The 12,391-nt window shown below is 63.6% G+C and carries 12 protein-coding genes; 5 read left to right on the plus strand and 7 right to left on the minus strand.

Translation table 11 applies throughout. From position 1 onward, the window contains the following. Positions 1 to 2: 2 nt before the first annotated feature. The 3 genes from aroB to bla all read right to left on the minus strand — a co-directional run bounded on the left by aroB (position 3) and on the right by bla (position 3,049). Positions 3 to 1,124, minus strand: coding sequence for a 3-dehydroquinate synthase (gene aroB / locus C4S68_RS12755; RefSeq protein WP_103933469.1), 1,122 nt, complete (start codon positions 1,122 to 1,124; stop codon positions 3 to 5). Positions 1,125 to 1,211: 87 nt separating this feature from the next. Then, positions 1,212 to 2,138 carry a TerC/Alx family metal homeostasis membrane protein gene (locus C4S68_RS12760; RefSeq protein ID WP_103933470.1) on the minus strand — a complete coding sequence of 309 codons (927 nt, stop codon included), beginning with the start codon at positions 2,136 to 2,138 and terminating at the stop codon, positions 1,212 to 1,214. Positions 2,139 to 2,179: 41 nt separating this feature from the next. Then, a complete protein-coding gene (bla, locus tag C4S68_RS12765) occupies positions 2,180 to 3,049 on the minus strand; it encodes a class A beta-lactamase (protein WP_103933471.1) in 870 nt (289 codons plus the stop codon). Positions 3,050 to 3,165: 116 nt separating this feature from the next. On the opposite strand from bla, the gene C4S68_RS12770 reads away from it, so the two are divergent. Then, positions 3,166 to 3,594 carry a hypothetical protein gene (locus C4S68_RS12770; RefSeq protein WP_103933472.1) on the plus strand — a complete coding sequence of 143 codons (429 nt, stop codon included), beginning with the start codon at positions 3,166 to 3,168 and terminating at the stop codon, positions 3,592 to 3,594. 10 nt (positions 3,595 to 3,604) lie between these two features. Here C4S68_RS12770 and C4S68_RS12775 read toward each other — a convergent pair whose 3' ends face one another. From C4S68_RS12775 to C4S68_RS12785, 3 genes are all read right to left on the minus strand, one after another. Beyond that, complete coding sequence (locus C4S68_RS12775) at positions 3,605 to 4,531, minus strand: M28 family peptidase (protein ID WP_103933473.1); 927 nt, start codon at positions 4,529 to 4,531, stop codon at positions 3,605 to 3,607. A gap of 101 nt (positions 4,532 to 4,632) precedes the next feature. Further along, positions 4,633 to 5,421: a twin-arginine translocase subunit TatC gene (tatC, locus tag C4S68_RS12780; protein WP_103933474.1), complete on the minus strand. Its 789-nt coding sequence runs from the start codon at positions 5,419 to 5,421 to the stop codon at positions 4,633 to 4,635. Then, a complete protein-coding gene (locus C4S68_RS12785) occupies positions 5,411 to 5,938 on the minus strand; it encodes a Sec-independent protein translocase subunit TatA/TatB (RefSeq protein ID WP_103933475.1) in 528 nt (175 codons plus the stop codon). Before C4S68_RS12785 ends, tatC begins: the two co-directional genes overlap by 11 nt. Before the next feature lie 212 nt (positions 5,939 to 6,150). Here C4S68_RS12785 and C4S68_RS12790 point away from each other — a divergent pair, with 212 nt between their 5' ends. Both C4S68_RS12790 and C4S68_RS12795 read left to right on the plus strand, forming a co-directional pair. After that, complete coding sequence (locus tag C4S68_RS12790; protein ID WP_146072137.1) at positions 6,151 to 7,338, plus strand: lactonase family protein; 1,188 nt, start codon at positions 6,151 to 6,153, stop codon at positions 7,336 to 7,338. A gap of 108 nt (positions 7,339 to 7,446) precedes the next feature. After that, a complete protein-coding gene (locus C4S68_RS12795; RefSeq protein ID WP_235011566.1) occupies positions 7,447 to 8,694 on the plus strand; it encodes an SH3 domain-containing protein in 1,248 nt (415 codons plus the stop codon). Positions 8,695 to 8,807: 113 nt separating this feature from the next. Here C4S68_RS12795 and C4S68_RS12800 read toward each other — a convergent pair whose 3' ends face one another. Next, positions 8,808 to 10,052: a DegT/DnrJ/EryC1/StrS family aminotransferase gene (locus C4S68_RS12800; protein ID WP_103933477.1), complete on the minus strand. Its 1,245-nt coding sequence runs from the start codon at positions 10,050 to 10,052 to the stop codon at positions 8,808 to 8,810. Between the two features lie 253 nt (positions 10,053 to 10,305). On the opposite strand from C4S68_RS12800, the gene hfq reads away from it, so the two are divergent. Together hfq and hflX are read left to right on the plus strand one after the other, a co-directional pair. Further along, on the plus strand, positions 10,306 to 10,602 hold the full coding sequence (gene hfq / locus C4S68_RS12805) for an RNA chaperone Hfq (protein WP_103933478.1): 297 nt from the start codon (positions 10,306 to 10,308) through the stop codon (positions 10,600 to 10,602). A gap of 176 nt (positions 10,603 to 10,778) precedes the next feature. Then, on the plus strand, positions 10,779 to 12,122 hold the full coding sequence (hflX, locus tag C4S68_RS12810) for a GTPase HflX (RefSeq protein WP_103933723.1): 1,344 nt from the start codon (positions 10,779 to 10,781) through the stop codon (positions 12,120 to 12,122). The last annotated feature ends 269 nt before the right edge of the window (positions 12,123 to 12,391 follow it).

Below are 12,391 nucleotides of genomic sequence, written 5' to 3' on the forward strand. Positions count from 1 at the left end.
GCTCAGGCCACGCCGTCCCTGGCGACCATCGCCATCATGCGCTCAGCCGTGTACGTCAGCTCGTCGAGCGTCACATCCTTGAAGACGGCGGAGGTACCGATGCTGGTGGGTAGAACGAAGCTGCGATTGCCTCCACGGTTCTTCTTGTCCTTCGCGGTGAGGGCGACCAGGTGAGCCGGGTCTGCCTCGAAGCGCTTCAGGGGGCCGTAGGCGACGATGACGCGCTCCATACGATCATGTTCGTCCACAGTGATCAGGTTGCGGCGCTTGGCAATGGCGATGGCCGCGAGCATGCCCCAGGCGACGGCCTCGCCGTGCAGCAGCTGCTTGTAGTGCGTGGCCGCTTCGATGGCATGACCCAGCGTGTGGCCGAGGTTCAGCAGCATGCGTAGGCCGCTCTCTTTCTCATCGGCGGCGACGACGTCGGCCTTTACCTGCACGCTGGCGGCGACGACATGCGTCAGCGCCGCGGGATCGCTGGCGAGCACCTTGTCGCTGTGGGTGTCGAGGTACTCGAAGAGTGCACGGTCGCGAATGATGCCAGCCTTCACCGACTCCTGCAACCCGGCGCGAAGCTCCGCTGCGGGAAGCGTTGCCAGCACATCGATGTCGGAGTAGACCGCGAGCGGATGATGAAACGCGCCGACGAGGTTCTTGCCTGCAGCGAGGTTCGCCCCGGTCTTGCCGCCGAGCGAGCTGTCCACCTGGGCTAGCAGCGTCGTGGGCACACCGATGTAGCGGATGCCGCGCATGTAGATGGCAGCGAGGAAGCCGGTCATGTCGCCGATAACGCCGCCGCCCAGCGCGATGAGTACCGTGTCGCGGTCGGCTCCGCCTTCGGCGAGCTGCTCGAGCAGCGTCTCCAGCGTGGCGAAGCGCTTGTATTGTTCGCCCGCAGGGATGCTCAGCACCGTCGGAGGTGTGGGGAAGCCTGCAAGCAGCGCCGCCGCCCACAGTCGTGCGATCTCAGGCGAGGTCACAACGAAGACTTTAGCCTTGCCCGCGGAGAGTGCACCGTCGAGCAGCGCATCGACGCGCCCGCCGACGAAGGGTAACAGGCCGGAGCCAATCTCCACGTTGTAGGTAAGGGCAGGCGTGCGGACGGGAATGCTGATCGTGCTCACTCGGTTAAGGATAGCAATGTTGCGGCGACGGGGTATGGAAGAAGCAGATTCCCTGCGGGAATGACAACAAGTGGGGCAAGGAGCCCATCAGGCAGATGCCTTCGGCTTCGCCAGCAGGGAAGCCACGATCGTGACGACCAGCACGCCACCGATGATCGCCAGCGACAGCACAGGGCCGATGTTTACCCAGTCGGCGATGAGCATCTTGATCGCGGCAAAGGCGAGCAGGATGGCCAGCCCGAAGTGCAGGTAGCGCAGTTTGGAGAGCATCGCTGCGAGCAGCACGTACACCGAACGCAGGCTCATCACCGCGAGGATGTTCGAGGTGTAGGCGAGGAAGGGCTCGCGCGTGATCGAAAGCACGGCTGGAATGGAATCCAGTGCGAAGACGACGTCGGTGAGTTCGACGGCGAGCAGTGCCAGCAGCAGCATGGTTGGCATCCAGCGCGGCGGGCCGCCGGGCGTAACGGCTTCGTGCTTTGCGAAGTAGTCCGTGTTGTTGCTGATGGGCCGTATGCGCTCGAGCCATTGGATCCAGCCCGGCTTCTGACGAGGGCTGCCGTCGTTCTCACTGGGCCGCAGCATCTTGATCGACGCATACAACAGGAATGCCGCAAAGAGATAACTGACGAAGTGGAAGTGCTCCAGCAGGCCAACGCCCGCGGCGATGAAGAGGCCGCGCAGAACGATCGCTCCGAGTATGCCCCAGAAGAGCACGCGCGGCTGGCGATTGGCAGGAATGCCGAAGACCTGGAACAGCAGCAGGAAGACCAGCAGATTGTCGACCGAGAGCGCCTGCTCGATGGCATAGCCCGCGAGGAACTGGGTGGAGGCCTCCGCCGACCACGTGTGCGCGAAGTAGGCGGCGAGGGCCAGTGTCGCCACGATCCACATGCCCAGTGCGATGGCTGCTTTACGCCGCGGCTCCGGCAGCACCATGTGAACCAGGTACTCGGCGGCCATCAGGACAACAATGGCGACGTGGAACCAGATCCAGTGGTTGTGCGTGATCACAGGTTCAAGGGTAACGGATTGTGTAGCGGAGAGGTGGTGGCCTAGAGCAGCGCCACGCATACGCGGGCGACGTTCGCCGACACCGCCGACTGCTGTGCATCGCTGACCTTGGCATCGTTCAGGTAGACGGTGAGTAGCCACGGCTGCTGGCCCGTTGGCCAGATGATGGCGATGTCGTTGGAGGTACCCTGGCCGCTGTTGCCGGTCTTGTCGCCGACGCGCCAGGCAGCCGGTATTCCGGCGCGGATCTTCTGGTCGCCGGTCTTGCAGTCGATCATCCATCCGGTGAGCAGATCGCGCGAATGGGCGGAGAGTGCGCCGCCGAGGATGAGCTTCTGCGTGTCCGCAAGCATGGCCTCGGGCGTGGTGGTGTCGCGCGGATCGCCGGGCCGGCACTCGTTCAGCGTGGGCTCGTTTCGATCGAGGCGCGAGACTGTGTCGCCGAGGGTGCGCGCGTAGGCCGTCCAGGCGTTAGGGCCGCCGAGTTCCTCCAGCAGGAGGTTCATTGCGGTGTTGTCGCTCAGGGTGATGGCCGCTTCGCAAAGCTCGCGGAGCGTCATGCCCGGCGGCCCAAGCTTCGAGCTTGTGGCGGGAGAGTAGCCGGCAATGTCGCGCTTGCTGAAGATGATGGGGCGGTCGAGGTGGTCCTGCTCACGGTCGATGACGTGAAGCATCGCGGCCACGGCCAGCAGCTTCGAGGTGCTGCACATGGGGAAGCGCTCGGCGGCGCGGTAACCGTGGCGAGCGCCGGTGCTGGGCTGGTACATGGCGACGCCGAGGCGTCCGCCGCTGGCGCCCTCCAGGGTCTTCATCTCGCTCTCAAAGTCCACGGCGGCGAAGATTCGTGAGGGCAACGCGGCGGAGCAGGTGGCGAGAGCGGTGGAGGCGAGCAGTCGGCGGCGCGTAAGCATAGCGCCGATGGTAGCCGAGCAGGTCGGTGCTGCTGTCGCAGATTCGGTGCAGAGGCTGAATTTCGTCGCGGGCGAAGCTGCTGAGGCAACAGCCAGATGATGAAATGAATGTACCGATGGAATTTACAAGCGAAGAGCAGATGGAGCGGATCGCGTGGGGATTTGTCGCGCGCATGCTGCCGGGCAAGGAGTTCACGCATGCGGCACACTTCGCCACGGCAATGTGGCTGATGGTCAGGCGGCCGGAGATCGACCTGCCCACGCAGATGCCAGCGATGATCCGCGCCTTCAACGAGAGCGCGGGCGGCCAGAACATCGACACCTCGGGCTATCACGAGACGATCACGCGGGCGTCGCTGCGGGCGACGAAGATCTTCCTGCGCGAGCACCCGGACGAGCCGCTGGTGGACGTGCTCAACGCGCTGCTCAGTTCGCGCCTGGGACGCAGCGACTGGATGCTGACCTACTGGACGCGGGAGCGCCTGTTTTCGGTCGACGCGCGAAAGGGCTGGGTCGAGCCGGACCTGCTACCGCTGCCGGAGTGAAGCGCAGTCTCTAGTGCTCGTTGATGAGCTTGATTACGCCGAGGAAGAGGTCGGCGGACACTTGCAGGCTCTGCACGCTGAGCTTGTCGATCGTGTCCTGGGCCGTGTGGTGGAAGGCCTCGGGATCGGAGCTGGTGCCGTACTTGTAGTCGATGATGTCGAGCACTGGCACGCCGCGCTGCTTGAACGGAATGTGGTCATCATCGACCGCCATCGACTCGCGGAAGACGTAGTTGGAGTGCCCCGTCTCCTTCGCGGCCTTCGCAAGCAGGTCTTCGAGCCACGGTGTGGAGTTAGTCTCGCGGGTGACGTTCATGTCCTTCCAGCCGATCATGTCGGCGAGGACGAAGGCCTTGATGTGCGGCAGGGTACCGTCGCCGGACCACTTGGCCGCGATGTGGCGCGTGCCGTAGAGCGAGTCGGAGTCGCTCCACTGTGAGGTGATGGATTCTTCGCCGTCGGTGAAGAGCAGCCAGACGGAGTCGCCCGTCGGAGGGTGATCGCGGAAGTACTCGCCCAGCGCGATGAGCAGCGCTGAGGTGCAGGCGCCATCGTTTGCACCCACGAAGTTGATGTCTTTCAGCCAGTAGTTCGTCTCGTAGTGGCTTGCCAGCACGATGACGTTGTCGCGCTTCGCTGGATTGGTCGAAGGGAACTTCACCAGCAGGTTGTGCATGGTCATGAAGCCCTGCGGCGTGCGCGCGGTGAAGGTGTCATCGATGTAGTTGCCCTTCGCGGCTTCGGGCTTGAAGTGGTCGTGGATGAAGTGCTCGGCCGCGAGGTGTCCGGGCGAACCGATGTAGCGCTTCGGCGCAACGGCGAGATACTCCTTCGTCAGCTCCATCACGTGGGCACCGGTGACGGGCTTCTGCGCGTTCACGCCGGACGTAAGACTGAGGGCGAGGGTGGCGGCGATGCAGAGCGCGGTATGTTTCATCGAAGTCCTTGCTGGGGCGAGCATCGCGAAATACGGGGGTTCTTCGCTTCGCTCAGAATGACGAACGGAAAGCGCACGATTCGTGCGCCTCGTTTCTTGGCTTAGACTCCTGCTGCCTTCTTCTTGTTGCGGTGGTCCGGGTGCACTAGGTACGCGACCAGTACGCCGACGAAGTACAGAAACAGCATGGGCAGCGCGAAGACGGTCATCCCGATGGGGCTGGGGTCGGGGCAGAGGATGGCGGCGAGCAGGAAGATCGCCAGCACAGCGTAGCGAAAGTGGCGCAGCAGGAACTTCGCGTCCACGATGCCGAAGAGCGCAAGGAAGAAGATCACCACAGGCATCTCGAAGGTAAAGCCGAGGCCAAGGATCACCGACATGAAGAAGTCGGTGTAGTCCTCGATGGTGATCATGTGGGTGAAGTTCTTACCGATGTCTTCGACGAGGAAGTGCATCGCGCCCGGCAGCACATACCGATAGCCGAACCACGCTCCGGCCAGGAAGAGCAGCACGGTGACGCCCATGAAGGGGACCACGTAGCGCTTCTCGTTGGAGTACATTCCTGGCGAGATGAAGAGCCAGATCTGGTACAGGATCAGGGGCGACGAGAAGATGGCACCGAAGACGAGAGACGTCTTGATGTAGTAGTTCATCGCGTCGATCGGGTGGGTCATCGTCATCTTCAGGCCGATGGAGAGCAGCGGCTTCTGGATGATGTTGGCCAGCCCGGAGTGGAAGAACCACGCAACCGCGCAGCCCAGCAGCAGATAGATGACAGCCCAGAGGATGCGCTTGCGGAGCTCGTCGAGGTGCTCCATCAGGCTCATGCCGGGGAGCTCGACGCGGTCGTGGGCGGCGGATCGCGCGCGGTCGATCAGATCAGTCGGCATGCGCGGCCTCTTTTCTGGTGTCCGGAGTCGACTCAGGGATCGATTCGATGACCGGGCCCAGGGCGCTCGAGCCTCCGCGGCTGACCGGCAGGCCGGTGTCCGGGGGCATCATGTTCAGCGAACCGGCGGTCGCGATGGGCAGTGGGGAAGAAGACGCTTCCGCCTCGACGTTTCGGATCGAGTGCTCGGGAATCTCGCCGCCTGACTCCGCCTCATTATTCCGGGCCGCGTCGCGGACGGACGGAACGAGAGGCGTTTCGGACTCCGTGGCGGAAGATTCACTGGCCAGGGCAGGAGCAACCGGAGCGGCGGCTTCCATGGCAGCGATCTGCTTCTGGCGGTCGGCCTGTTCGGACTGCCGCAGCTCTTCTTCCATCTGGTACTTGAACTCGTTGGAGGCGCGGCGGAACTCGGCGACCCACTTGCCCAGCTCACGCGCCAGGACGGGCAGCTTTTTCGGCCCGAAGAGGAGAAGCGCGAGGATTGCCAGAACAATGTCGTCGGCGAAGCTGGGCATACTGGAAATGATGATACTTGAGGAGCAGCAGGAAGTTGGAGATCGACGTCACAGACCGTTCCTGCAAAGAAAGCGCGAAACGATCCGCGAGGCGGCATCTCATGCACAGAGTACGAGTGGATCTCTGAAACGGATGGGCCTTCTGCACGTCTAGGACTTCAGGACCACAGCTCAGCTGGATTTGAAGGATGTACGAGGGAATGATGGTGAGGATGCAGAAGAGGGGCGTGTTTCGGGCGTTGGCGCTGGCGGCGGTGGGTGTCTGCGTGAGCCTGGGAACAGCAACGCTGACCGGGTGCAGCAACTTCTTTGTCTGCCAGAAGAGCAGCTGCACGTCCTCGTCGACGACCACGGGAACCGGAGACTACGTCTACGTTTCCAACAGTTCCAGCGGAAGCACCTATGTCAGCGCCTACGAGATCGGCACGGGGACGTTGACGGCGATTTCGGGCTCGCCCTACAACCTCAGCTATGTTCCGGTTGCGATGGCGGTCTCTCCGAACGACGCTTCGCTTTACGTGGTTGCCGCGGCGGGCAGCACCTATTCGGGGCTGTACCGCTACCCGATTACGACCTCAACCGGGGCCATTTCGACGGGGTCGGAGCTGGAATCGGGCAATTTCTCGGCCATGGCCATTTCGGCGGACGGGAACTTTCTGTTCACGCTGGACTCCTCGACCGGCACCATCCTGACGCAGTACACACTGAATACGAGCACCGGCGCTGTGACCGCGGTCGCGACCTTCACGACTCCCGGCGGACCTTCGGGTGTGGGCTGTCCCGTAAGCTCGGCGACACCGTCCAGCGCAACCTGCGCCGTGGCCACCTCTCCGTCCGAGAACTATGTCGCGGTGTCGCTCGGGACGAACGGCACGGTGATCTTCCCGTACACATCGAGCGCAGGCATTACGGCCAACTACACGGGCTACATTGCGTCTCCGTCGACCGCCTCGGGCGACTACTCGGCCGCGTTCGATGCCAGTGGGTACATGTACATCGCCCGCACGATCGAGCTGACGCCGTATACCTCCCTGGCGGCTACGACGCCCACGGCGGGGACCAGCATTACCTTCTCCTCTGGCATGGTGCCGCGCTCCGTCACGCTGTCCACCGCCTACGGATACCTGTATACAGCGGATGAGGGCGCAAGCGAGATCTCTGCCTTCAGCTTGAGCAGCGGAGCGTTGTCGCAGCTTACAGGCTCACCGATCACTGCACCGACCTACGTCTCCGCGCTGGCTGCGGACCGCAGCGGGACCTACCTGCTGGCGGCAGGCTACAACGCGTCGACCGGCCTGGAGATGTTCCCGATCTCAACGACGGGGCTCTCGACGGCCGTCGCCAGCGAAGCTACCGGGACCACCACCACGATTCCGGTCGTGATGGCGGTCTCGCATTAGTCGGGGCGGGAGCCTGGCTCGAAGTTGGAACCATGTCGCTGCACCGAATGTGAAACGTGCGACCAACCTGTTCTGTTCGCGGAAGCATCCTCTCAAGGGTATGGAAGAATGGACAACGGGTTTCACGCCGGGGCCGGAGCGCTCACGGTGAAGGCGCACGGGACGATGGCAGGCACGATCGCGGCGAAGACCCGCAGGCAGGGAAGCATCAGGGCAGCCCGGTGGGCCGCAGCGGGATTTGCGCTGCTGTTCCTCTCCGGCTGTGCGCAGTTCCGCAAACAGCAGGAAGAAAAGTACGTCTACGTGACCTCCAAGGAGGCGACGCTGAGCGATCGCTTTGCGGCGGTGTCGAACCACGTCGGTACGGTGGCGAACGGAGACAAGCTGACGGTCGTGGAGCGCGGACGCCATGCGCTGAAGGTCAAGACGGCGCAAGGGGTGATCGGCTGGATCAAGGAGATGGATGTCGCCGATCAGGAGACCGCTGACAAGTTCGATCAGCTGAAGAAGGACCACGCCAAGGATCCCGTGGTGGCGACCGCGACGGCGCTGAATGACGTCTACCTGCACGACTCTCCGGGCCGCAAGACGGACCATTTCTATCGCCTGAGCGAAGGCGACTCGATGAGCCTGCTGGAACGGGCCTCGGTGGAGAAGCCGCAACCTCCGGGAACTCCGGTTGCGGCCGCTGCTGCCCCTGCGGCTGGTGCAGATCCCGCCGCCGCCCCCGCTGGGCCTCCGATGGAGGACTGGTGGCTGGTGCGCGACACCAAAGGGAACACCGGCTGGATCTACTCGCGCCTGATCGATGTGAGCGCGCCCGACACGGTCTCCCGCTATGCCGAAGGCCAGCGGATCGTCGGAGCCTACCTCCTGACGAAGGTCGACGATCCCGACTCCGGCATGATCGACAATGGGCAGCCGGTGACGCAGATTCCGGAGTATGTGACGGTGCTGGGGCCCTATAAGGCGGGCCTTCCCTACGACTTCGACCAGATTCGCGTCTTCACCTGGAACCTGAAGAAGCATCGCTACGAGACGGCATTCCGCGAGAAGAACGTCGAGGGTTACCTTCCGGTGATCATCGACCAGCGCAAGAACCCGTATCTGAAGGACGCGATCGGGGCGGTGTCATTGCCGTCGTTCACCTACAAGGTGCTGGCAGCGGACTCTCCTGCTCCCGTGCGTTGTGAAGACGGCGTGATGAAGCCGGGACGGCTGATCACGAAGACCTACCGGCTCGAGGGCAATATCTGCAGGCGCGTCATCGCTCCCAACGTCCCTCCGCAGGATGTGGCGCATCCCGTGGCCGAGGTGAAGAAGGACAAGAAGGACGCGAAGAAGAGGAAGCGGTAGGTGCGACGTTCTCCGTTGTCCAGTCGTCCGTTGTCCGTAAAAGCCTGAGATCCGGATCGCTGGCGCTCACACTGGGAACGGACAACGGAGAACCCAAGTAGTTCCCGCTTGTCTCAGCGATAGAACCTTCGAATCGCCTCGACCACCGTGGCCGCCTCGGCGTCGCGCAGCTCCGGATAGATTGGTAGCGCGAGCACTTCCTTGGCAGCCTGTTCCGCGACAGGGAACTGGCCCTCGCGATAGCCCAGGTGGGCGAGGCTCGACTGCAGGTGCAGCGGCAGCGGGTAGAAGATCTCGCTGCCGATCTTCAGTTGGCTGAGGTGCTCGCGCAGCTGCTCGCGGTCACTCACCCGAACCACATACTGGTGGAAGACGTGCCTGGCGCGCGGATCTGTGTGCGGCAGGACGATTCCGTCGGCGATGTCCCACGACCCCGCGGGCGCGGCGAGGCCCGCTTCGCGGAACAGGCGGCCATAGAGGGCCGCAATTTCGCGGCGACGCTCGTTGCCAGCCTCCACGCGGCGCAGCTTGATCGACAGCACTGCCGCCTGCACGGAGTCCAGGCGGCAGTTCCAGCCCACCTCATCGTGGTAGTAGCGCTTGCGCATGCCGTGGGCGCGGAGCATATGCAGCCGCTCGGCGGTCACGTCGTCGTTGGTGGTTGCCATGCCGGCGTCGCCCATAGCGCTCAGGTTTTTCGTGGGATAAAAGCTGAAGGCTGCGGCGTCGCCGAGTCCGCCGGCAAGCTTTGTCGTGCCGTTCGCGTAGGTCCAGGAGGCGCCCCAGGCCTGCGCCGCGTCCTCGACCAGCTTGACGCCAAACTCATCGGCAAGGGCCTGGAAGCCGTCCATGTCGGCGCACTGTCCGTAGAGGTGGACAGGCTGTATTCCCTTGACCTTCGTGGCTGCGCCGGAGGCCGCATGCGCGGCGATGGCTTCGCGCGTGGCTTCGGGGCAGAGGTTGTAGGTCAGCGGATCGATGTCCGCCAGCAACGGCTGCGCTCCCGCGCGCAGCACCGAACTGACCGTCGCGAAAAAGCTAAACGGAGTTGAGACTACAGCGTGTCCCGGGCCGATCTCGAGCGCTGCCAGTGCCAGCCACAGTGCGTCCGTGCCGCTGGCACATCCCAGAGCGTGCTTCACTCCAAGCGCGGCTTCGGCCTCCCGCTCAAACGCGTCCACCGCAGGGCCAAGAATGTACTTCTGCGTGGAGAGGACGGCCTCGATGGCCTCCATCACCTCAACGTGGATCGCGGAGAACTCGCGGCCGAGGTCGAGGAGGGGAACCGGAGCGAGCTCCCGCGTGGAAGGGCTGGTCAGGACGGCGGAGCTGCGGGTCTCGGGGGCTTCGGGCGACATCGCTTCTATCGTAAATTGGCGCGAGCTGGAGAGTTGGTGCTGACGCGCACCGACAGCGCTTCAGTGGCTGGAAACCAGCGGTTATCGAAAGTGCCGGGTGCGCTTGCCCTTCGTGCCGGAACTCTGTAGGGTTGTCACTGCACCGATGCGCTTGTTCTTCATCTGATACAGCGAGCACCTGCAGTACCTGGCTTGCTGGCAGCATCGGGCAGGCAGCCATGGCAAGACACAAGTTACGGGGAGATCGGCCCATATGGAATCAAAGCCGGCGCAGAACATCCAGGACACGTTTCTCAACACTGTCCGCAAGGACAAGTCGCCCATCACTATCTACCTGGTGAGTGGCGTCAAGCTGACGGGCAAGATCCGTTCCTTCGACAAGTACTCCGTTTTGCTGGAGAACAATGCGCAGGAGCAGCTGATCTTCAAGCACGCGATTTCGACCGTCGTAAGCGGCCGCGCACCGAGCCACGGTGAGCGTTCGGGCGGGCCGATGGATCGCGCGGCGGCTCCGGCTTCCGCGGAAGGAAGCGGCCCGATCACTCGGTAGCCGCACCAGCACCCAGGTTGCAACAACTGAACCCAAGAGATCGCCAACGCGAACAGCGACTGCTGGAAGCTCGCCAACGTGCCTCCGGCGAAAAGGCCGTGCTCGTCGTCGTGGAATTCACCAGCGCGCGCTACAAGCTGTCGCCCATTGCGCGACAGGCCCGCTCGGTTGCTGCGATGGACGAGCGTGCGCGTGCGCATGCGTCCGAAGAAGATGAGGACTGGACACCGTCCGCCGGCGATGTCGCACAGACTGCGGCTAGCGCGGCCTCGCCGCTCGTCTCGGACATGGACTTCGAGGCTTCGCTGGCGGAGTTTCAGGAGCTGGCCCGGTCGGCCGGCGCGCAGATCGCAGCGGTCCTCGTTCAGCGTCGCGCCAAGCCCGATGCCGCGACGCTCGTCGGCGGCGGCAAGCTCGACGAGATTGTAGCGACGGTAGCCTCCACAGGCGCGTCCCTGGTGCTCTTCGATCATGACCTGACGCCTTCCCAGGCCCGTAACGTGGAAGCTCGCCTGCCGGTCACGGTCATCGATCGCACGCAGCTCATTCTGGACATCTTTGCCCGCCACGCGCGTACCCGGGAGGGCATGCTGCAGGTGGAGCTGGCGCAGCTCGACTACTCGCTTCCAAGGCTGGGAGGCAAGGGCAAGACGATGTCGCAGACCGGAGGCGGCATCGGCACGCGAGGTCCGGGCGAGACGCAGCTCGAGGTCGACAAGCGAAAGATCAACGTGCGGATCGACCGCATCAAGCAGCAGCTGGAGGCCGTGCGCCGGATTCGCCGCCAGCAGCGCGGACGCCGCGAGGCAGTGCCGGTGCCTACGGTTGCGCTGGTGGGCTATACGAACGCCGGCAAGTCGACGCTGTTCAACTCGCTGACAGGGGCTGAGGTGCTCGCTTCGGAGCGGATGTTTGCGACGCTCGACCCCAAGCTGCGGCAACTCACTTTGCCGTCCCGCCGCCGGATTCTGGTCAGCGACACGGTGGGCTTCATTCGCAATCTTCCGCATGGGCTGGTCACCAGCTTCCGGGCCACACTGGAAGAGGTGGAACGTGCGGAACTCCTTCTGCATGTGCGAGATGCCGCGAGCCCGACGCTGGAGGAGCAACGGGTGCAGGTGGAGGCGGTCCTCGAGGAGCTGGGCGTCAGCAGAAAGCCTGTGCTCCAGGTCCTCAACAAGATCGACCTGCTGCCCCCGGACGAGATCTTCCCTCCCGATGCCATCCCGGTCTCCGGCATGACAGGGCAGGGGCTGGACGCGCTGCTCAAGGCGATCGACGCGGCACTGACGCGGGATCCGCTCATGGAGGCCGAATTCCGTATTCCCCAGAGCGAGGGACGGGTGATCGCGTCGCTGGAGCGGGGAGCGACGATGCTGCAGCAGCGCTATGAAGGGAACCTGGTGTACCTGAAGGCCGTCGGGCCGACATCGCTCCTGGAGCGCTATCGCCGCTACCAGTGGAAGGGCGCGGAATCCGCCCATGCGACGGAGAGCGACGGTTCAGCAGGGGAGATTTGAGGCATTAAAGTAGGCCGCCTGAGGGGGAGCGGAGGTAATTCCCCAGTCACGCGGCCTACATGACCCGGAACCGGGTCTCGGGTGGTGAACCTAGTGTACGCTTCGTGGTTGGAAGCGGAGCAGAAAAAAGTATGACGGTCACGTGACTTTTGCAGGATGGAACGCGTCGATTACCGAATTTCATCAACGGTTAGCGCCCCAGCCTTTGACCGTCCAGAGCCTTCTTTGTTACAACGGAAAGGAATCGCGTACAAGGATTTGTGCGTCTG

This window comes from Bryocella elongata, from assembly GCF_900108185.1.
GTDB classification, from domain to species: Bacteria; Acidobacteriota; Terriglobia; order Terriglobales; family Acidobacteriaceae; genus Granulicella; species Granulicella elongata.